Here is a 20,578-nt window from a genome sequence, read left to right as displayed (position 1 = left end):
TTGTCAGTCGAAGCTCAGAACCACCTTCATGGACTGGGTGCGGTCGGCGGCCAGCGCGAACGCGCGGCCCGCATCGCGGAACGACAGCGTGGCCGAGACCAGCGGCTTCAAGTCCACCAGGCGCTGGTTGATCAGCTGCACCGCCACGCCGAATTCGGCGTGGAAGCGGAAGGTGCCGCGCAGGTCGAACTCCTTGGCCACCACCACGTTGAACGGCAGCGTGAGCTCGGCGCCCGACAGGCCCAGCTGCACGATTACGCCGCGCGGGCGCACCACGTCGAAGGCCGCACGCAGCGCAGCCGCATTGCCGCTCGACTCGAACAGCACGTCGAACTGGCCCTTGTCGACTGCGTACTTCGCCAGGGCTTCCGGTTGCTCGGCCACGTTGATGACCTCGTCGGCGCCGATCTGCTGGGCCTTGCGCAAGGTCTGCGCCACCACGTCGGTGGCCACGATGCGGGTGGCGCCGGCGCGGCGCGCCGCGATCACGACCATGGCGCCGATCGGGCCGCAGCCCGTCACGAGCACGGTGCGGCCCAGCAGCGGGCCGGCGCGGTTCACGGCATGCAGCGCCACGGCCAGCGGCTCGGCCATCGCGCCTTCAGCGTCGCTCACGCCGTCGGCCAGCGGGAAGGCCTGGCTCTGGTGGATCACGATCTCGCGCCGGAACGCGCCCTGCACATGCGGCATGCGCATCGCGCTGCCGTAATAGCGCATGTCCAGGCAGTGGTTCTGCAGCCCCATCAGGCAGAAGCGGCAGGCGCTGCAGGGCTGGCTGGGGTTGATGGCGATGCGCGTGCCGAGCGGCAACGCTGTCACGCCTGCGCCCAACTCCTCGATCGCGCCGGCCGCCTCGTGGCCCAGCACCATGGGCTGCTGGATGCGGATGGTGCCGAAGCCGCCATGCTGGAAGTAGTGCAGGTCCGAGCCGCAGATGCCGCCGGCGCGCACGCGCACGCGCACCTGGCCAGCCTCCACCGGCGGCGTGGGAACGTCCTCGACGCGCAGGTCGTTGGGGGCGTGGATGACGAGTGCTTCCATGGGGTGTCTCTTGGCTGGGGAAAGGGGGGAATCAGCGTGTCATCCAGGCCAGCGGCCACATGACGATCTGCGGGAACAGCACCAGCAGGAACATCACGATGGTCTGCGCCACCATGAACGGGACCACGCCCTTGATGGCGCCGCTCATCGGGATCTTGGCCACGCCGCAGACCACGTTGAGCACCGTGCCCACCGGCGGTGTGACCAGGCCGATCGCGTTGTTCATGATGAACAGCACGCCGAAGTACACCGGGTCGATGCCGGCCTGCTTCAAGACCGGCATCAGCACCGGCGTCATGATCAGCACCGTGGGCGTGAAGTCCAGCGCCGTGCCGACCAGCAGCACCAGGATCATCAGCGCGAAGGTCAGCAGCATCTTGTTGTCCATCAGCGGCTGCACCAGGTCGGCCAGCTGCTGCGGGATGTTGGCCGTGGTGATGAGCCAGGCCGAGACGCCGGCCGCCGACACCAGGAACATGATGATGGCCGTGGTTTCCGCGGCGCGGTAGATCAGCCTGAACAGCTGCGATGGCTTGATCTCGCGGTAGACGAACATGCCGACCACGAGCGAGTAGACCGCCGCGATCACCGCTGCCTCGGTCGGCGTGAACAGGCCGAACTTGAGGCCGCCGATGATGACGACGGGCAGCACCAGCGCCCACAGCGCCTGGCGCGTGGCGGTGAGCCGTTCGGCCGTGGTCTTGCGCGGCTCGGTCGTCATCTGGTCGCGGCCGATGCACCAGCGCCAGGCCAGCATGATCGCCAGGCCCATCATGATGCCCGGCACGATGCCGGCGATGAACAGCTTGGTGATGGACACGCCGCCCGTCACGCCATACAGGATCATCGCGATCGACGGCGGAATCACCGGCGCGATGATGCCGCCGCAGGCGATCAGCCCGCAGGAGCGGTTGACGTCGTAGCCGGCCTTGCGCATCAGCGGCACCAGCACGGCGGCCAGCGCGGCCGTGTCGGCCACGGCCGAGCCCGAGAGCGAGGCCATGACGACGGCAGCCAGCACGGCCACATAGCCCAGCCCGCCGCGGATGTGGCCCATCCAGGCCATGGCCATGACGATGATGCGCCGCGTCATGCCGCCGGCGTTCATGAACTCGCCGGCCAGCATGAAGAAGGGCACGGCGAGCAGCGGGAAGCTGTTGGCGCCATCCCACATGTTCTGCACCACGATCTGCGGATCGGTGAAGCCCATGGTGTACATGATGGCCAGCCCGCAGCCGATCAGCGCGAAGGCCACCGGCATGCCCAGCGCCATGAGGCCGAGCAGCGAGGCGATGAAGATGAAGATGGTCATGCGCGGCCCCCGGGTGCGGCGCCCTGCGCCTTCATCTCGTGCTCGGCCTCCAGTGCCTCGTCCATGCCTTCTTCGTGCACGTCGATGAGCTCGTCGTCGGCCACCTGGCCGGCGAACAGCCGCACCAGGTTGGACAGGCAGATCAGGCCGATGGCCCCACCCGTGAGGTAGCTCACGCCGTACACCCACAGCATGCTCCACTGCGCCACCGGCGAGGCGTTGCCCGCGATGATGTCGTGCTGCAGCCAGGTGCCGTAGACGATGTAGCCGCAGCACACCAGCATGATGGCCTGGCTGATGCCCCAGCACACGCGTCGCCCGAACGCGGGCAGCAGCTGCACGACCAGGTCCACGCCCAGGTGGGCACGCTTGCGCATGCCCACGATGGCGCCCAGGAAGGTCAACCAGACGAAGGCAAAACGCGGCACCTCCTCCGAGAGGTCGATGCCGGTGTTCAGGAACAGCCGCAGCACCACGTTGCCGAACACCATGACCAGCATGACGACCATGCAGGCCACCATGAGCACTTCGAGCCCGCGCGTCAGCCCATCGGCCGCCGCCTTGAAGACCTTCCCCATGGCGCGCTTACTTGGCGGCGCGGACGGCTTCGATCTCGGCCATGAAGCCCTTCACGAAGTCATCGCCGATCTGCGGTGCGAACTTGGCCACCACGGGTTTGACCTTGTCCTGCACGCGCACGAGCTCGGCTGCGCTCATGGTGTTGACGGTCACGCCGGCGGCCTTGAACTTGGCGATGACCTCGACATCGCCATCGTCCAGCAGCTTGCGCTGGTACAGGCCGGCCTCGGTGGCGGCCTTCTGCACGCCGGCCTTGTCGTCGGCCGACAGGCTGTCCCAGAACTTCTTCGATGCCACCATGGCCACCGGCGTGTAGACGTGGTTGGTCACGGTGATGAACTTCTGCACCTCCTGCATCTTGTTGGCATACATGTGCTGCAGCGGGTTCTCCTGGCCGTCCAGTGCCTTGATCTCCAGGGCCGGGAAGACCTCGGCAAAGGCCATCGGCGTGGCGTTGGCGCCAATGGACTTCCAGGTGTCCAGCGCCACGGGGTTGGTCATCACGCGGATCTTCAGGCCGCTCACGTCCTCCACCGCGTTGACGCTGCGCTTGCTGTTGGACAGGTTGCGAAAGCCCATGCCGGTCCAGGTCAGGCCGACCAGTCCGGCCGGTGCGATCTTCTCGAAGATCTTCTTCGACGAGGCGCCATCGAGCACGGCGTAGACCTCGCGCTGGTCGCGGAACAGGAAGGGCAGGTCCCAGACCTGCACTTCCTTCACGCGGGTGGACAGCGGCGCCAGCGTGCCGATGTACAGGTCCTGCGTGCCGGACTGCACGGCCTGCAGCTGCTTCTCGTCGCTGCCCAGCACGGCGCTGTGGTAGGCCTGGATCTTGACGTTGCCCTTGGTGTAGGTGGAGGCCAGCTCGCAGAACTTGTTCATGGCCACGGCCTGGGGATGGCTCTCCGGCATGGCGTGGCCGATGCGGGCCTTGATCTCGGCCATGGCGGGCATGGCCAGTGCGCAGGCAGTGGCCAGGGCCAGCACGGAGCGGCGGGTGGTGGTGGGCAGGAACGACATGTGGTCTCCGATGTCGGGTTGGAAGAAAACAGCGCGCCGCACGGGCCGGCGCGCCCGGGGGGCTATTGCGTGTTCTCGATGGCCTTGAGCAGGTCGGGGCCGAGCTTCTCGGAGAAGGTCCTGGCGATGGGCTCGGAGACGATCTTCTGGAACGGCGCCATGTCGACCTTGTCGACCACCTGCATGCCGGCCTTGCGCAGTTCGTCGACCCACTTGCCGGCGTTGCTCGCATTGAGTTCGCGCTGGTAGCGCGAGGCCTCCCGCGCGGCTTCGACGACGACGTTCTGGTACTCGGGCGGCAGGCTGTCGAACCTGGCCTTGTTCATGACCAGGATCAGCGGCGAGTAGATGTGGTTGCTGACCGTGAGGTATTTCTGCACCTCGTAGAACTTGTTGGACAGCGTGACGTTGATCGGGTGTTCCTGCGCGTCGAAGGCACCGGTCTCCAGGGCCGAGTACAGCTCGGCGATGGCCAGCGGCGAGGGGTTCATGCCCAGCAGCTTGAAGGCCTGGATGTGGTACGGGTTGGGCGTGGAGCGGATCTTCAGGCCCTTCAGATCTTCGGGCGTGCGGACCGGGCGCTTGCCGTTGGTGAAGGCGCGCCAGCCGTTCTCCCAGTAGGCCAGGCCCTTCAGGCGCTGCGCGCCGAAGTCGTCGAGCACCTTGGTGCCGATGGGGCCGTCCAGCACGGCATAGGCATGCTGCGCGTTGCGGAACACGAAGGGCAGCTCGAAGGCGGCCGTGGCCGGCACGATGCCGTTGTAGTTGGAAGCCCCGCTGGAGACGATGTCGATGGCGCCGCCGCGCGCGCCGCTGATCATGGCGGCGTCCGTGCCCAGCGTGCTCGACGGGAAGACCGTGATCTCCACCTCGCCGTTGCTGCGCTGCTTCACCAGTTCGGCCATCTTCACGGCGGCTGCGTGCTGGCCGTCGGTGGTATTGACCGCATGGCCCAGCTTCAGGTTGTACTTGGCTGCCAGGGCGCCGGCCGGCAGGCAGGCGGCGGCCACGCAGGCCAGGACGAGTCGGACGATCTTCTTCTGCATGCGCTTGTCTCCCAGGGGGTGGTTGGCTTACACGAGTCGGTTCACGAGGTCTTGTCCGGCCGCCAGGCGCGCGATGTTGTCGGCCATGGTCTGCTGGCGCCGGCGCACCGTGCCGTCGGTCCAGCCCGACATGTGCGGCGCCATGCGCAGGTTGTCGAGTTCCGCGAAGGGCAGGCGCGAGGGCTGGCACTGCGGCTGCGTGGCGGTGGGGTACTGGTACCAGGTGTCGATCACGGCGTGGCCCAGGTGGCGGCCCTTGAGTGCGTCGTACAGCGCCTGCTCGTCCACCACCGGACCGCGCGCCACGTTCACGAGCACGCTGCCGGGGCGCATGGCGGCGATGGCGGCGGCGTCGACGATGCCGGTGGTCTCGGGCGTCAGCGGCAGCGTGACGACGGCGATGTCGACGCTGGCCAGGAAGGCATGCAACTCGGGCAGGCCGAAAGCGCGGTCCACGGCATCGGCCGCCAGCGGGCTGCGGTTGGCCGCATGCACGCGCATGCCGAAGGCGCGTGCGCGGTGCGCGATGGCCTGGGCGATGTGGCCGAACCCCAGCAGGCCGATGGTCTGGCTGCCCAGTTCGGTGCGCAGCGCGCCCGGGCGGCCGGCCCAGTAGGTCCACTCGCCGCGGCGCAGGTCGGCATCGGCGCGGGCCAGCGGCACATGGCGCTCCAGCAGCGCGGCGAACACGTACTCGGCGATCGCGTGCTCGTGGCCGTGGCAGTTGCACAGCGCGGTCTGGGCGGGCAGGCGCGTGCGGTCGATCATGTCGGTGCCGGCGGCCGGCGCGTGGTACAGGCGCGCGGCGGCGGGGCTGGGCAGGCTGGCGTCGAGCCTGGTGCCGATCAGCACGTCGGCACTGGCGAAGTGCGCGGCCTCGCCGGGCGCGGCCAGCGTGTCGCTGACGTGGACGATCTCATGGCCGGGGCCGATGAGCGCGTCGAAGCCCTCGCGGAAGCCGCCGGCGTTCTGGCCGTGGAACACGATCTTCATGGGAGTCCTTCGGGGTTCAGGGCAGCGCCAGGCTGCCGTCGAGCAAACGCGTCTGCGTCCAGGTCGTGACGCCGGCGGTGGCCGGGTACTTGGCGGCTTCGGCTTCGTCGAGGTCCACACCCAGGCCGGGTAGGTCGTTCGCGTAGACGAAGCCGTTGCGGCATTCCGGCAGGCCGGGGAACACGCCCTGCAACGCGCTGCCCGAGCCGCTGAGCTCCTGGATCACGAAGTTGGGCGGCTCCGTGCCCGACCACTCCTGGATGCCGAAGTTGCGCGCCGCCAGGTCCAGGTGGATGTTGGCGGCGTGGCCCAGCGGCGACTGGTCACCCGGCCCGTGCCAGGCGGTGCGCACGCCGTACTGCTCGGCGAAGACCTGCAGCTTGCGCGTGGGCGTGATGCCGCCCAGCTGGCTCGGGTGCACGCGGATGAAGTCGATCAGCCGCTCGGCGATCAGCGTGCGCCACTCGAACGGGTGGTTGAACAGCTCGCCCTGGGCCAGCGGCGTGCTGGTCTGTGCGCGCAGCCGGCGCAGCCAGTCGCCTTCCTCGAGCGGGATCGCGTCTTCGAGGAAGAACAGCTGGTGGGGCTCGAGCTGCTGCGCCAACCGCACGGCATCGGCCGGGCGCAGGCGCTCGTGCACGTCGTGGCACAGCTCCACGTCGAAGCCGAGCTTGGCGCGCAGCGCGTCGAACAGCGCCACGGTGTCGCGCATGTAGCGGCGCGGCTCCAGGTAGATGCCCTCGGCCGCGCCTTCGGCGGCCTGCGCCGGCGCTGGGCCGAAGGCGCCGCCGCCGTAGCCGCCGCTCTGGCAGCGGATGTGCCGGATGCCGAGCGCCTGCAGGCGCGCCACGTCGTCGCACAGCGCGGCAAGGTCCCTTCCCTCGGCGTGGCGGTAGACCGGCACGCCCTGGCGCACCTTGCCCCCCAGCAGCTGGTACAGCGGCATGCCGGCGAGCTTGCCCTTCAGGTCCCACAAGGCCATGTCCACGCCCGACATGGCGTTGTTCTCGATCGGGCCGTTGCGCCAGTAGGCGTTCTGGTGCATGAGCTGCCAGATCTCCTCGATCGCCTCGGCGTCGCGGCCGAGCAGCAGGGGCTTCAGGTACTGCTCGACCACGCATTGCACGGCCAGGTGGCGGTAGGCGAAGGTGGCGCAGCCCAGGCCGTACAGGCCGGGCTGGTCGGTGTCGACGCGGACGACCAGCAGGTTGATGCCCTGCGGCGCCGTGGCGATGGCGCGGACGCCGGTGATGCGCGTGGCCATCTTCAGAGCACCCTCACAGCACGGACAGCCAGCCGCCGTCGACGTAGATGATCTGGCCGTTCACATAGTCCGAAGCGCTGGACGCCAGGTACACGGCGGTGCCGGCCAGCTCGTCCGGCCGGCCCCAGCGCTTGGTGGGGTTGCTGGCCTTGACCCAGGCGTCGAAGTCGGGGTTGTCGACCAGCGCCTGGTTCATGTCGGTCAGGATGTAGCCGGGGCCGATGCTGTTGGCCTGGATGTTGTGCTGCGCCCATTCGGCCGCCATCGCCTTGGACAGCAGCTTGATGCCGGCCTTGGCCACGGTGTACGGCGCCACCGTGGCGCGTGCGGCCGCGCTGGTCAGCGAGCCGATGTTGATGATCTTGCCGGCCTTGCGCGGCACCATGCGGCGCGCCGCCTCGCGGCCGACCAGAAAGGCCGCCGTCAGGTTGGTGTCGATCACGCGCTGCCAGTCGGCGAGCGGCAGCTCCAGCATGGGCTGGCGGTGCTGGATGCCCGCGTTGTTGACCACGATGTCGATCTGCCGGCCCTCGGCGTCGAACTGCGCGAAGGCGGCGGCGACGCCGGCTTCATCGGCCACGTCGAACACCGCGCCGCTGGCGGAGATGCCCTCGGCCGAGAGGCCGGCGACGGCTGCATCGACGGCCGGCTGCTGGCGGCCGTTGACGACGATGTGGGCGCCGGCGCGGCCCAGGCCCTGGGCCAGCGCGTAGCCGATGCCGCGCGTGGAACCGGTGATCAGGGCGCTGCGGCCGGACAGGTCGAAGGGGCTGCGGGGGGCGGTGGTGTTCATCCACCGGCAATTTATAGAGGTATGACGTTTGGCGGATCGGGATAAACCCGAAACCGGTTTCACGCTCTTACAGCTTGCCGATGGCGATGTCATACGTATGATCAACGCCCAGACATGACAACCTTGCCCCGCCCCCGCGCCACCACATTCCATGAACTGGTCCTGGCCCAGCTGGGCCAGGACATCTGCAACGGCCGCTACCCGCCGGGCGCGTTACTGCCTTCCGAACCGGAGCTGTGCGAGCGCTTCGGCTACAGCCGCATCGTGATCCGCGAGGCCATCAAGTCGCTGGTGGCCAAAGGCATGCTGGAGGTGAACCGGCGCATCGGCACGCTGGTGCTGGAGCCGCAGCGCTGGAACCTGTTCGACCCCGGCGTGATTGCCTGGCGTGCCGCCTCGGCCGATTTCGACGCCAGCATGGCGCGCGACCTGATGGAACTGCGCCGCATCATCGAGCCGCCGGCCGTGCGCCTGGCGGCGCAGCGCGCCAGCGCCGAGGAGCGCCGGGCGCTGCGCGCGGCCTACATGGCCATGGTGCGGGCCGTGGCCGGCAAGGGCGACTATGTCGAGGCCGATCTCGCCTTCCACACCACCATCCTGGCGGCCTGTGGCAACCAGTACCTGCGCCAGATGCTGGAGGCCATGTCGGCCATGCTCAAGGCGGCATTCGAGATCGTGTCGCAAAAGCCCGGCGGGCCGGCGTCCTCGCTGGCCATGCACGAGGCCGTGTGCCTGGCCATCGAGCGGGGCGACGGCGCGGGCGGCGAGCAGGCCGCCATCACGCTGATCGATTCCGCGCAGCGCGACATGGAGGAGCTGCTGCCGCTGCAACGCGGGCGGCGCGCCACGGCAGCGCGGAGGGCCGCCCGATGAAGATCCGCGCGCTGCACACCTACCATGTCGCGCCGCGCTGGCTGTTCCTCAAGATCGAGACGGACGAGGGCATCGCGGGCTGGGGCGAACCCGTGGTCGAAGGCCGCGCCCGCACCGTCGAGGCGGCCGTGCACGAACTGGGTGCCACGCTCGTCGGCTGCGATCCGATGCGCATCAACGACCACTGGCAGAGCATGGTGCGCACGCATTTCTACCGCGGCGGCGCCATCCTCATGAGCGCCATCGCCGGCATCGACCAGGCGCTGTGGGACATCAAGGGCAAGGCGCTGGGCGCGCCCGTGCATCAGCTGCTGGGCGGGCGTGTCCGCGACCGCATCCAGGTCTACAGCTGGGTCGGTGGCGACCGGCCGGCCGACGTGGTGGAGCAGATCCACCGGCTGCGCGCCGGCGGCTTCGACACCTTCAAGCTGAACGGCTGCGAGGCCATGCGCATGCTCGACTCGGTGCGCGCGATCGACCGCGCGGTCAGCGTGCCGGCGCAGGTGCGCGACGCCTTCGGCACCGAGGTGGACTTCGGCCTGGACTTCCATGGCCGGGTGGCGCTGCCCATGGCCAAACCCTTGTTGCGCGCGCTGGAGCCCTTGCGCCCGCTGTTCGTCGAGGAGCCGGTGCTGGCCGAGCAGGCCGAGCACTACCCGGTGCTCGCGGCCGCCACCAGCATCCCGCTGGCGGCCGGCGAGCGCATGTACACGCGCCAGGAGTTCAAGCAGGTGCTGCAGCGTGGCGGCATCGCCATCCTGCAGCCCGACCTCTCGCATGCCGGCGGCATCACCGAATGCCACAAGATCGCCGCCATGGCCGAGGCCTACGACGTGGCGCTCGCGCCGCATTGCCCGCTGGGCCCGATCGCGCTGGCCGCCTGCCTGCAACTGGACTTCGTCGCCTACAACGCCGTTCTGCAGGAGCAGAGCATGGGCATCCACTACAACCAGGGTGCCGAACTGCTGGACTACGTGGTCAACAAGGCCGACTTCGCGGTCCGCGATGGCCACATCGAGGCCTGGGACAAGCCCGGGCTCGGCGTGGAGATCGACGAGGAGCGCGTGCGGCACGCCGCGCGCCATCCGCCGGACTGGCACAACCCGCAGTGGCGGCACGCCGACGGCAGCGTGGCGGAGTGGTGATGCGCCCCGGCGCCGCCTCAGCGCGCTGAGGCGGCCGACGAGCCGCGCACCACCAGCTGCCCTTGCAGCAGCACGCGCCGCGCCGGGCCCGTGTGGCCCTGCAGCCGCTCGATCAGGCAGTGCGCCGCGCCTTCGCCGATGGCATCGGTCGGCTGGGCGATGCAGGTGAGGCCCGGGCCGATCAGCGAGGCCCAATCGGGATCGTCGAAGCCCGCAAAGCCCAGGTCGCTGCCGAACTCCCAGCCGAGTTCGCGCACGGCATGGGCCACGCGCAGCGTGACCACGGCATTGCCGGCCAGCACGGCAGGGCGGCGCTTCTTGCCGGCGCGCCGGCGCAGCGCGACCAGGGCCGCCACGAGCGCGGCATCGGCGCCCTCGGCGCTTTCGAACACGCTGCCGGCCATGGGCGCCTGCACGCAGCTGGCGAAGGCGGCCGAGCGCTCGCGCCGCGTGCTGACGCCGGCCACGGGTTCGGTCACGTAGAGCAGTTCCTGCCAGCCTCCGTCCTGCAGGTGGCCACAGAGCTGCGCCATGGCGCCGGCGTTGTCCAGCGCCACGAAGTCGGTCTGCATGCCGGCATGGCGCCGGTCGATCAGCACCACGGGCTTGCCCTGGGCCGCCACGGCGTCAGGCACGCTGTGGCCGCGGCCCAGGGTGTTGAGGATGAAGCCATCGACCTGGTAGCCGGCCAAGGCCTCGATGGCCTCGCGCTCGCGGCCCGGCTCGTTGCCCAGGTTGAACAGCATGACCAGGTAGCCGGCCTCGCGGCAGGCGCGCTCGGCGCCGCGCAGCACGGCCACAGAGTAGGGGTTCGCGATGTCGGCCACGACCAGGCCGATCAGGCGCGAGCGGCCCCGGCTCAGCGCCTGGGCCATGGGGCTGGGTGCGTAGCCGAGCTGGTCGATGGCGGCCTGCACCCGCGCGGCGATGTCGGGGCTCAGCAGCCGTTCGCGGTGGTTGAAGAAGCGCGAGACGGTGGCCTTGGAGACCCCGGCCACCGTGGCCACGTCGGAGATCGTGGGCCGTGCGGTGCTCACGCGGCAGCGGTGTCGTAGGCGGCCGTGGCTTGCTCGCCGGCCAGCACCTGCAGCAGGTTGGTCACGGCCAGCGCTGCCATGGCATGGCGCGTTTCGGCCGTGGCGGAGCCGATGTGCGGCAAGGGGGTCACGCGCGGATGCGTGCGCAGCGGGGAGGCTGTGGGCAGCGGCTCCTTGGCGAACACGTCCAGGCCGGCCGCGCGCAGCGGGCCATGGTCGAGCGCGTGCAGCAGCGCGGCCTCGTCGACCGTGGCGCCGCGGCCGCCATTGATGAAGATGCTGCCGGGTTTCATCTGCGCGAACAGCTCGGCGTTCAGCATGCCGCGCGTGGTGTCCGACAGCGGCAGCATGGCCACCACGAAATCGGCGCGCGGCAGCAGTTCGGCCAGCGGCGTGTGCGTGGCCTTGCCCACGAGTTCAGGTGCCTGCGTGGCCAGGTCGACCGGCCGGCGCGCGTGGTAGAGCACCTGCATGCCGAAGCCCAGCGCGGCGCGGCGCGCAATCGCCTGGCCGATGCGGCCGAAGCCCAGCAGGCCGATGGTCTTGTGGTGCACGTCCCAGCCGTACAGGTCTTCGCCCACGCTCTTGGCCCAGCGGCCTTCGCGCACCAGGTTGGCCAGCTCGACCATGCGCCGGCTGGTGGCCATGAGCAGGCCGAACACGGTGTCGGCCACAGTCTCGTCGAGCACGCCGGGCGTGTGGCACAGCACGATGCCGCGCTGCTGCAGTGCGGCCAGCGGGTAGTTGTCCACGCCGACGGAGACGCTGGAGACCACGCGCAGGCGCGGGGCCTTGTCGAGCAGCGCGGGTGTGATCGGGTAGCTCGCGCCGATCAGGCCTTCTGCCTGCGCCAGGGCGGCCTCGAACGCAGCGGGGTCGGCCTTGGGGTTGGTGACGGTGACCTGGTGGGCGGCCTGCAGGCGCGCCAGCTGGTCGGGCGGCAGGGCGCCGAAGACGACGACGTGCTTGGGAGTGCCTACGGCTTCGCCTGCGATGCGAGCGCCTTCGGGCGGCCGGGCGGCGCTCACAGCGCAGCCTCCTCAAGCTGCGCACGCGTGGGCAGGCCCTCGGTGTCGCCGATCACCTGCACGCAGCGGGCGCCGATCCACGATCCGCGGCGCACGGCCTCGGGCACGCTCAGCCCTTCGAGCAGCGCGCTGACCACGCCGGCTGCGAAGCCGTCGCCCGCACCCACGGTGTCGACGACCTTCTCGACGGGGAAGCCCGGCACGCGGCCGGTGCCGGCAACATCGCTGTCGTAGTAGGCGCCATCGGCGCCGAGTTTCACGACGACCAGCTTGGCACCCTGCGCGCGGTAGAACGCGGCCACGCGTTCGGGCGCCGTCTCGCCGGTCAGGATCTCGCCTTCCTCGATGCCGGGCAGCACCCAGTCGGCGCGGGCCGCCAAGCCGTTGATGGACTGCACCATGGCTTCGCGGCTGGGCCACAGCGTGGGCCGCAGGTTGGTGTCGAAGGAAATCGTGCGGCCGGCGGCGCGCGCGATCTCCATGCTGCGCACGGCGGTGGGCAGCGTGGTGGCCGAGATGGCCGGAAACACGCCCGTGGCATGCAGGTGGCGCGCGCCGCGCAGCCAGGCCTCGTCGATGTCGCTGGGCGCCATCTGGCTCGCGGCCGAGCCCTTGCGGTGGTATTCGACCGGCGGGTCGCTGCCGTCCGTCACGCGGCCCTTGAACTGGAAGCCCGTCTTCTGCGCCGCATCGACGACCACGTGGCCGCAATCGATGCCCTCGGCCTGCATGCTGCGCAGCAGGTAGCGGCCCATGCTGTCGGTGCCCAGGCGGCTGGCCCAGCCGACCTTGAACCCGAGGCGCGCCAGGCCGATGGCGAAGTTGGTCTCGGCGCCGGCCGTGCGCTTGAGAAAGCCGGTGCAGTCCTCGAGCGGGCCGGGCTGGTCGGCCACCAGCAGCATCATGGCTTCGCCGAACACGGCGACGTCGAAGGTGGTGGTGTCGTTCATGCGTGGGAACTCAAAATCTGGCCGAGGAACTGGCGTGTCTTCTCGTGCTGCGGATGCTCGAAGAACTGCTGCGGCGGCGCCTGCTCGATGATCCTGCCGTCGGCCATGAAGATCACCCGGTCGGCCACGCTGCGCGCAAAGCCCATCTCGTGCGTGACGCACAGCATGGTCATGCCGTCCTCGGCCAGGCCGATCATGGTGTCCAGCACTTCCTTGACCATCTCGGGGTCGAGTGCCGAGGTCGGCTCGTCGAACAGCATGATCTTGGGCGCCATGCACAGCGCACGTGCAATCGCCACGCGTTGCTGCTGGCCGCCCGACAACTGCGCCGGGTACTTCTTGGCCTGCTCGGGGATGCGCACGCGCGTCAAGTACTGCATGGCCACCTCTTCGGCCTGCGCCTGCGTCATGCCGCGCGAGCGCATCGGCGCCAGCGTGCAGTTCTGAAGGATGGTCAGGTGCGGAAACAGGTTGAACTGCTGGAACACCATGCCGACCTCGGCCCGCACGCGGTCCACGTTCTTGCCGCCCGCAGTCAGCTCGATGCCGTCCACGGTGATCTTGCCCTGCTGCACGGTCTCGAGCCGGTTGATGCAGCGGATCAACGTGGACTTGCCCGAGCCCGAGGGGCCACAGACCACGATGCGCTCGCCGGCGCGCACCGACAGGTCGATGCCGGTCAGCACCTGGAACTGGCCGTACCACTTGTTGACGCCGGCCATCTCGATGATGGGAGCGCCGAGGGTGTGTTGCTGGTTGGTGTTCACGTTGGCTCGTCTGGTTTGTGGCGCGAGAGGCGGATGCGTGGTGCGGGGGCCGAGGCCACCGGGTGGCCCCTTCCGCGAATGTCCCCCGCCAGGGCCGCAGGCGGCCCAGGCTCCTCCTTTATTTCGCTGCAGGGGCCACCCAGTACCCTCGGCCCTGGCAACGTCGCGTCGTGCGGAGCCGTGCGACGCGACGCTGACAGACCACGACGATGGTGTGCTCCACGCAGCGAAATAAAGGAGGAGGCCTTGCCCGCCTTGCCGGCCCCAGGCCGGCAAGGCGGGCAAGGCCGGGGGACATTCGCGGAGTGGAGTACACCGTCGGCGCGGTCCCGCACCACCGTCATGCCCGCGTTTTCACAGTGCCGGGAAATCCGTCCCCAGCCACTTCTGGTAGAGCTTGTTCAACTCGCCGTTCTTCTTGTTGCGGTCCACGAACTCGTCCAGCGTCTTCTTGAGCTCGGCCTGGCCGGGGCGCATGGCCACGCCCATGACCTGCTGGCGCAGGTTGAACTTGTTTTCGTAAGTGCCGGCCGGTGCGCGCTTGGCGATCTGCGCGGCCACGGTGGTGGAGCAGCCGATGGCATCGACCTGGCCCGACATCAGCGCCTGCATGGCCGAGGCGTCGTCGTCGAAGCGGCGGATCTCCGTGCCTTCGGGCGCGATGGCGGTGAGGGCCACGTCCTGCGTGCTGGCGCGGGCCACGCCCACGCGCTTGCCCTTGAGGTCCGCCGGCTCCTTCAACTGCACCTTGGCCGCGCCGTACAGCACGATGGTGGCGGCGGCGTAGGGCGTGGAGAAGTCGACCTGCTTGGCGCGCTCCGGCGTGACGGCCAGCGAGGCCACCAGCACGTCGACCTTGTTGGTCAGCAGGAAGGGGATGCGGTTCGGGCCCGTGACCGGGACGATGTTGGCCTTCACGCCGAGGTCCTTGGCCAGGAGCCTGGCCACGTCGGCGTCGTAGCCGTCAGGCTGGTTCTGCGCGTTGGTCGTGCCGTAGGGCGGGAAGTCGACCAGCATGCCGATGGTGATCTCGCCTTTTTTCTTGATGTCGGCGACGGTCTGCGCGGCAGCGGGCAGGGCAAAGGCTGCGGCCAGGGTCAGCGCCAGAGCGGCGCGGCGGGTGGTGGTCATGCGTGGGTCTCCTTGGGTGAACGAAAGATCAACGGCTCAGTGCGGCGGCGCGGCGCTTTTCCATGCGCGCAGCGAGCAGCGACAGCGGCCAGCAGATGACGAAGTAGATGGCGGCCACGGTGCTGAACACGTGCAGCGGCTGGAAGGTGGCGTTGTTGATGATCTGGCCGGCGCGCGTGATCTCCGCGAAGCCGATGATGGCCGCCAGCGAGGTGCCCTTGATCACCTGCACGAGGTAGCCCACAGTGGGCGGCAGCGCAATCTTGAAGGCCTGCGGCAGGATCACGTCGCGCATGCGGTCCACATACGAGAGGTTGAGTGCCAGCGCCGCCTCGCGCTGGCCGCCCGGCACGGCCTGGATGCAGCCGCGCCAGATCTCGGCCAGGAAGGCGGCCGTGTTCAAGGTCAGCGCGATGCCGGCCGCCACCCAGGGGTTGATGTCCAGCCCCAGCACGGGGAAGCCGAAGAAGATCAGGAACAGCTGCAGCAAGAGCGGCGTGCCCTGGAACACCTGGATGAAGCCGGTGGCCAGGAACTGCGCGCCGCGGTGCTCGCTGGTGCGCGCCAGGGCCACCAGCAGGCCCAGGATGGCGCCGCCGACGAAGGCGATGGCCGAGAGCGCCAGCGTCCACTTCGCCGCCTCGACGATGAACAGGAATTCGGGCCAGCCGAAGGTTCTCATGTCAGTGCCGCCCGGCCGCCCGAAGGCATTGACGCGCCCCCTCGGGGGGCAGCGATACGCGAAGCGATGAGCGTGGGGGCATCGTTACCTCTTGTCCGGGTAGTTGAGGAACTGGCGGTGCACGAGCTTGAACAGCGCTGCGAACGCGAGGGCCAGGCCCAGGTAGATGGCCGTCACCACGATGTAGATCTCGAAGCTGCGGAAGGTCTGCGACTGCAGCGTGGCGGCCACCGATGTCAGGTCGTCCGCGGAGATCACCGAGACCACGGCCGAGGTCAGCATGAGCAGGATGAACTGGCTGGTCAGCGCGGGGTAGATGGCCTTGAGCGCGGGCTTGAGGATCACGAAGCGGAAGATCTCCCAGCCCTTCAGGTTCAGTGCGCGCCCAGCCTCGACCTGGCCCTTGGGGATGGATTCGATGCCGGCGCGGATGATCTCGGTGGCGTAGGCGCCCAGGTTCACGACCATGGCCGTCAGCGCGGCCTGGTAGGGCGACCAGCGCAGCCCGAACACAGGCAGCGCGAAGAAGAAGAAGAACAACTGCACCAGGAACGGCGTGTTGCGGATCAGCTCGATGTAGGCCTGGATCACGAAGCGCAGCCACGTGGGCCCGCCGGTCTTGCCCCAGGCGCACAGCACCGCGACGATGAGGCCCAGCACCGTGGCCGTGAGCGAGAGCTGCACGGTGATCCAGCTGCCCTTGAGCAACAGGGGCCAGGCGGCAAGGACAGCGTCGAACTGGAATTGATAGTTCACGCGCCGAATTGTGAAACCGGTTTCAGTTCGTGGCGATGAGGGTTTATACGGAGATTGCCGAGCCACCCAGCTCCACGCGGTTGCGGCCGTTGGCCTTGGCGGCGTAGAGCGCCGCGTCGGCGCGGGCGATGACCGTGTCCACCGAGGTGTCGGCGCTGGACCATTGCGCCAGGCCGATGCTGATCGTGAACGGGGGCAGGGCCTGGTCGTCGATCTGCACGGCGTTCTTGAGGATGCGCTGGCCGGCCAGCAGTGCCGCGCCCAGAGCGGTCTCGGGCATCACGATCACGAACTCCTCGCCACCGTAGCGGGCCACCACGTCGTTGGGCCGCACCAGGGCCGACATGCGCCGGCACAGGTGGACCAGCACGCGGTCGCCCACGGGGTGGCCGTGGCTGTCGTTGATCTTCTTGAAGTTGTCCACATCGAGCATGGCCACGCTGAAGGGCTGGCCCGTGCGGGCGCTGCGGGCGCGCTCGCGCTCCAGGCTGTCCATGAGGGCCTGGCGGTTGAGCCCGCCGGTCAGCGGGTCATGGATGGCCTGGTCCTCGATGCGCGCGCGCACATGGTCGGAGGCGGTGGTGGCGTAGCCGATCACGAGCATGAGGTTGCAGATCGTGAAGCAGCCGGTGTAGATGATCTGCACGGCGCCCTGCGTCAACAGGCCCGTGTTGCCCTGCGCGAACCAGGCCGCGTGCAAGGCCCGGATGCCGTAGACGGCGCACAGGATCAGCAGCCAGGTGGTGGTCAGGCTGACGCCGATGGACTGGCCGAAGCGCTCGGCCCGCGGATGGCGCAGCAGCACCAGCGCGTGGTGGGCGTTCAGGTAGGCGCACAGCCCGGCCACGACCACCGTGCGCACGCGAAAGCTCGGTTCGACGAAGATGAACCAGCTGACCAGCGCGGTTGCCAGCGTCCAGACGGTGAGCCAGGGCCACCAACGCATGCGCTGGCCCAGGTGCCGGTGCGTGCCGGCCAGCCACAGGATGTAGGCCAGCATCAGCGCGCCGTTGCCCAGCGTGATCGTGGCCAGGTTGGATGTCCAGTCGCGCAGCCCCAGCAGCAGCATGGCGCCGAACACCGACCAGGCGCCAGCCGTCCAGGTCCACAGGCCCGGCACGGGCAGCGGCGTGGCCCGCGTCAGCAGCGACAGCACCAGGGCCATCAGCCCGCTCGTGATGCCGCCGATCAGCACCGTGGTGCGCGGGTCCAGTGCGTAGGTGGCGGTGGTGCCCATGGTTGTCAATCCAGCCGGAAGGCGGCGACCGCCTGGCGCAGCCGCTCCGCTTGGTCGTGCAGGCTTTGCGCGGCGGCGGTGCTTTGCTCGACCAGCGCGGCGTTCTGCTGCGTCATCCGGTCGAGCTCGGTGACCGTGGCATTGACATCGGCGATCTCCTGGCTCTGACTGCGCGCGGCCGTGCTGATCTCGCCCACGATGTCGCTCACGCGCTGCACGCTGGCGACGATGTCCTGCATCGTGGTGCCGGCGGTCTGCACCAGCGCGCTGCCTGCGCCGACCCGCTCCACGCTGCTGCCGATGAGCTCCTTGATCTCGCGGGCGGCCTGGCTGCTGCGCTGCGCCAGGCTGCGCACCTCGCTGGCCACCACGGCGAAGCCGCGGCCCTGCTCGCCCGCGCGGGCCGCTTCCACGGCGGCGTTGAGCGCCAGGATGTTGGTCTGGAACGCGATGCCGTCGATCACGCCGATGATGTCGGCGATGCGGCCGCTGCTGTGCTGGATCTGGTCCATGGTGGCCACCAGTTCGCCGGCCACGCTGCCGCCGCGCTGCGCCACGGTGGCGGCGCTGCCGGCCAGCTGGTTGGCGTGCTGCGCAGCGTCGGCCGACTGGCGCACCGTGGCCGTCAGCGTGTCGATGCTCGATGCCGAGGCCTGCAGCTTGTTTGCGGTCTGCTCGGTGCGGTGGCTCAGGTCCTGGTTGCCGGTGGCGATCTCCGAGCTGGCGGTGCTGATGTGGTCGGCGCTGGCGCGGATCTCGCGCAGCATGTGCTGCAGTTTCTCGACGAAGCCGTTGAAGCCGGCCGCAATGCCGGCCAGTTCGCGTGCGCCGCGCCCGGGCAGGCGCCGCGTGAGGTCGCCTTCGCCTGAACTGACATCGACCATGGCCTGCTGCAGCGCGCGCAGTGGCCGCAGGCTGGCCGCCAGCACGGCGCCGATCACGAGCACGGCGACGATGGCGATGGCCACGCTGCTGATGGAGGACATCCAGACCATGCGCACCATGGCGGCCAGCGCCTCGCCGCGGTCCAGCGCCACGGCCAGGATCCAGGGCGTGCCCGGGATCTGCGCGAACTGCACCAGGCGGCGCTGGCCGGCGATGTCCAGTGCCTCCAGGTTGCCGGCCGCCACCAGGCGCGCCACACGTTCGGCGGTCAGCTGCGGCGCGATGTCTGTTGCCGGCTTGCCGATGAGCTTCAAGTCCTCGTGCACCACCAGCCGGCCCTGGGCATCGAGCACGAAGCCGCGCGTGTTGGGCATGGGCCGGATCGAGGCCACGTTGGCGATCACGCTGTCCATGAACACGTCGCCGGCCACCACGCCGCTGACCTGGCCGCCCGCGCGCACGGCCATGGCCACGGTCAGCACTGCCTTGCCGGTGCCCAGGTCCAGGTAGGGCTGGGTGATGATGGGCGCATCGCTGGCCGCGGCCTGCAGGTACCAGGGGCGCGTGGTCGGGTCGTAGCCCGCAGGCAGCGGCTCATCGCGCGAAAACAGGGCACGTTTGTCGGGAAAGCCGATGTAGGCGATGTCCAGCCGGGCGGCGACGGCGGCCTGCCGCAGTCCCAGCATGGGATCGGCGGTGGCGGGCAAGGGGCTCATCGCGCGCATGACCTGCAGGCGGTTGTCGACCCACTGCGCGATGCCGTCAGCGTGCGCGCGTGCAATGGCCCGCGCGATCGACTCCAGCGTGCGCAAGGCGTTGCTGCGTGCGATCCAGATGTTGGCGGCGGCCTGCACTCCCAGGCCGAGCAACACCAGCGCGCCGGTGTACAGCATCAAGCGCATCCGCAATGTCATTGCCTGCTTCGCCATGTCGCCCCTCCCGCAAGTTCATCGGTTCGAAAGCCTGTGCGTGGAACCCGGTGCCTGCCGATCTCGTGCTGCCGAGGGCTGGCTCCTTACCTGTTCAGCGACCGCAGCCGTGCCCCGACATGCGCCGGTTGGCGACGCCTTGGTACACAACATGGAAGTGATGAAACGGCGGGATTTTTGGGGTCTGGTTCGTTCACACGATCACCAGACTACGGCCGGTTGTGCACCGTGTGCGGTGCGCTGTTCCCGTCTGTCGCCCAGGCGGTGCGGGCTGTCAGCCCGTCGCCATCGGGCTGGTGTTGCCCGCCCCGCACGCCGCGCAGCGCCGCGGGTGCCCTGCGCGCGGTCACCGCGCGCGGGCTGGCCATGCAGGTGGCCGCCGGCCGACGGCGCTACAGCCGCTTGGGCACCTTGTCGGCCTTGTGCTCCACCGGGTTCGCCCTGAGCCAGGCGGCCGGGTACTGGCGCATAAACGCGTGGGCCTTCTCGACGCGCGTAGTCAGCCAGGCGTCGTACGCGCCTTCGTTGAGAACCACCGGCATCCGTTTTTCGCTGCCCTGCGGCTGGTAGCGGCGCAATAGGGCGTGGTTGTCGGCGTTGACGGTGAGCAGCGTGTAGCTGGTGAGGGTGTCGCCGTCGGGTCCGGTCCACACCGCCCACAGGCCGGCGACGCCCATGGGCTGGCCGTCGACGCGGCTGATGCGGGTGGGAACGGCTTTGCCGTTGCGCCAGTCGTCTTCGAAAAACGCCGCCATCGGCACGATGCAGCGCTGGCCCTGCAGCCAGGCGTCGCGGAAGGCCTGGGCGGTGGCAGCCGTCTCTGCACGCGCGTTGACGAGCTTGGTGGCACGCAGCTTGCCGTCGGACGCCGACTTGACCCAGTGCGGCACCAGGCCCCACTGGGCGGGCACCAGCGCGCGCGATGGGGCGGGTGCGGTTGCGCCATCGGCGACCGCAGCCAAGGCGGTGGACTCCGCGCGGATGCACCAGCCCGGCTTGCGCGGCCACATGTCACGCAGGCCGGGCGCATCGGGCGGCGGGACCGCGAAGGCATCCTGGTAGTCCTGCGCCAGCGGCAGGGATTCATAGTGTGTGCTCATGCGCGATGGT

The 20,578-nt window shown here is 69.4% G+C and carries 20 protein-coding genes; 2 read left to right on the top strand and 18 right to left on the bottom strand.

Annotated elements, in window-relative coordinates:
* Positions 1 to 3: 3 nt before the first annotated feature.
* From DES41_RS04640 to DES41_RS04605, 8 genes are all read right to left on the bottom strand, one after another.
* Positions 4 to 1,041: an L-idonate 5-dehydrogenase gene (locus tag DES41_RS04640; protein WP_114466296.1), complete on the bottom strand. Its 1,038-nt coding sequence runs from the start codon at positions 1,039 to 1,041 to the stop codon at positions 4 to 6.
* 31 nt (positions 1,042 to 1,072) lie between these two features.
* Positions 1,073 to 2,353: a TRAP transporter large permease gene (locus DES41_RS04635; protein WP_114466295.1), complete on the bottom strand. Its 1,281-nt coding sequence runs from the start codon at positions 2,351 to 2,353 to the stop codon at positions 1,073 to 1,075.
* Positions 2,350 to 2,931 (bottom strand): TRAP transporter small permease, encoded by a 582-nt coding sequence (locus tag DES41_RS04630; protein WP_114466294.1) that lies wholly within the window; start codon positions 2,929 to 2,931, stop codon positions 2,350 to 2,352. Before DES41_RS04630 ends, DES41_RS04635 begins: the two co-directional genes overlap by 4 nt.
* A 7-nt stretch (positions 2,932 to 2,938) precedes the next feature.
* Positions 2,939 to 3,952 (bottom strand): TRAP transporter substrate-binding protein, encoded by a 1,014-nt coding sequence (locus DES41_RS04625; RefSeq protein WP_114466292.1) that lies wholly within the window; start codon positions 3,950 to 3,952, stop codon positions 2,939 to 2,941.
* A gap of 62 nt (positions 3,953 to 4,014) precedes the next feature.
* Positions 4,015 to 4,998: a TRAP transporter substrate-binding protein gene (locus DES41_RS04620; RefSeq protein WP_114466290.1), complete on the bottom strand. Its 984-nt coding sequence runs from the start codon at positions 4,996 to 4,998 to the stop codon at positions 4,015 to 4,017.
* 27 nt (positions 4,999 to 5,025) lie between these two features.
* Positions 5,026 to 5,991 carry a 2-hydroxyacid dehydrogenase gene (locus DES41_RS04615; protein WP_114466288.1) on the bottom strand — a complete coding sequence of 322 codons (966 nt, stop codon included), beginning with the start codon at positions 5,989 to 5,991 and terminating at the stop codon, positions 5,026 to 5,028.
* A 16-nt stretch (positions 5,992 to 6,007) separates the two neighbouring features.
* Positions 6,008 to 7,255, bottom strand: a complete 1,248-nt coding sequence (locus DES41_RS04610) for an enolase C-terminal domain-like protein (protein WP_114466287.1) — start codon at positions 7,253 to 7,255, stop codon at positions 6,008 to 6,010.
* A 13-nt stretch (positions 7,256 to 7,268) separates the two neighbouring features.
* Positions 7,269 to 8,048 carry an SDR family oxidoreductase gene (locus DES41_RS04605; protein WP_114466285.1) on the bottom strand — a complete coding sequence of 260 codons (780 nt, stop codon included), beginning with the start codon at positions 8,046 to 8,048 and terminating at the stop codon, positions 7,269 to 7,271.
* Between the two features lie 123 nt (positions 8,049 to 8,171).
* Here DES41_RS04605 and DES41_RS04600 point away from each other — a divergent pair, with 123 nt between their 5' ends.
* Both DES41_RS04600 and dgoD read left to right on the top strand, forming a co-directional pair.
* Positions 8,172 to 8,921, top strand: coding sequence for a FadR/GntR family transcriptional regulator (locus tag DES41_RS04600; protein ID WP_245965564.1), 750 nt, complete (start codon positions 8,172 to 8,174; stop codon positions 8,919 to 8,921).
* Positions 8,918 to 10,066 (top strand): galactonate dehydratase, encoded by a 1,149-nt coding sequence (gene dgoD, locus DES41_RS04595; protein ID WP_114466281.1) that lies wholly within the window; start codon positions 8,918 to 8,920, stop codon positions 10,064 to 10,066. The genes DES41_RS04600 and dgoD overlap by 4 nt, the downstream gene beginning before the upstream one ends.
* 17 nt (positions 10,067 to 10,083) lie before the next feature.
* Here dgoD and DES41_RS04590 read toward each other — a convergent pair whose 3' ends face one another.
* From DES41_RS04590 to DES41_RS04545, 10 genes are all read right to left on the bottom strand, one after another.
* Positions 10,084 to 11,103 carry a LacI family DNA-binding transcriptional regulator gene (locus tag DES41_RS04590; RefSeq protein ID WP_114466279.1) on the bottom strand — a complete coding sequence of 340 codons (1,020 nt, stop codon included), beginning with the start codon at positions 11,101 to 11,103 and terminating at the stop codon, positions 10,084 to 10,086.
* On the bottom strand, positions 11,100 to 12,098 hold the full coding sequence (locus tag DES41_RS04585) for a 2-hydroxyacid dehydrogenase (RefSeq protein WP_114466830.1): 999 nt from the start codon (positions 12,096 to 12,098) through the stop codon (positions 11,100 to 11,102). Before DES41_RS04585 ends, DES41_RS04590 begins: the two co-directional genes overlap by 4 nt.
* 29 nt (positions 12,099 to 12,127) lie before the next feature.
* The gene (locus tag DES41_RS04580) at positions 12,128 to 13,081 is read right to left on the bottom strand and encodes a sugar kinase (protein WP_114466277.1); all 954 of its coding nucleotides are present in this window, start codon (positions 13,079 to 13,081) and stop codon (positions 12,128 to 12,130) included.
* Positions 13,078 to 13,803, bottom strand: coding sequence for an amino acid ABC transporter ATP-binding protein (locus DES41_RS04575; protein WP_114466829.1), 726 nt, complete (start codon positions 13,801 to 13,803; stop codon positions 13,078 to 13,080). The genes DES41_RS04580 and DES41_RS04575 overlap by 4 nt, the downstream gene beginning before the upstream one ends.
* Before the next feature lie 399 nt (positions 13,804 to 14,202).
* Positions 14,203 to 14,979, bottom strand: coding sequence for a transporter substrate-binding domain-containing protein (locus tag DES41_RS04570; protein ID WP_114466275.1), 777 nt, complete (start codon positions 14,977 to 14,979; stop codon positions 14,203 to 14,205).
* A gap of 28 nt (positions 14,980 to 15,007) precedes the next feature.
* Positions 15,008 to 15,661: an amino acid ABC transporter permease gene (locus tag DES41_RS04565; RefSeq protein ID WP_114466273.1), complete on the bottom strand. Its 654-nt coding sequence runs from the start codon at positions 15,659 to 15,661 to the stop codon at positions 15,008 to 15,010.
* Positions 15,662 to 15,745: 84 nt separating this feature from the next.
* Positions 15,746 to 16,417, bottom strand: a complete 672-nt coding sequence (locus DES41_RS04560; protein WP_114466271.1) for an amino acid ABC transporter permease — start codon at positions 16,415 to 16,417, stop codon at positions 15,746 to 15,748.
* A 43-nt stretch (positions 16,418 to 16,460) separates the two neighbouring features.
* Positions 16,461 to 17,654 (bottom strand): GGDEF domain-containing protein, encoded by a 1,194-nt coding sequence (locus DES41_RS04555; RefSeq protein WP_114466269.1) that lies wholly within the window; start codon positions 17,652 to 17,654, stop codon positions 16,461 to 16,463.
* Between the two features lie 5 nt (positions 17,655 to 17,659).
* A complete protein-coding gene (locus DES41_RS39530) occupies positions 17,660 to 19,441 on the bottom strand; it encodes a methyl-accepting chemotaxis protein (RefSeq protein ID WP_281277160.1) in 1,782 nt (593 codons plus the stop codon).
* Between the two features lie 419 nt (positions 19,442 to 19,860).
* Entirely contained in the window at positions 19,861 to 20,568 is a 708-nt protein-coding gene (locus DES41_RS04545) for an SOS response-associated peptidase (RefSeq protein ID WP_114466265.1), read from the bottom strand.
* Between the last annotated feature and the right edge of the window lie 10 nt (positions 20,569 to 20,578).

This window comes from Pseudorhodoferax soli, from assembly GCF_003337555.1.
GTDB lineage: Bacteria > Pseudomonadota > Gammaproteobacteria > Burkholderiales > Burkholderiaceae_C > Pseudorhodoferax > Pseudorhodoferax soli.
Note: the sequence above shows the minus strand (reverse complement) of the source record. Positions and strands in the feature narration are given on the sequence as shown.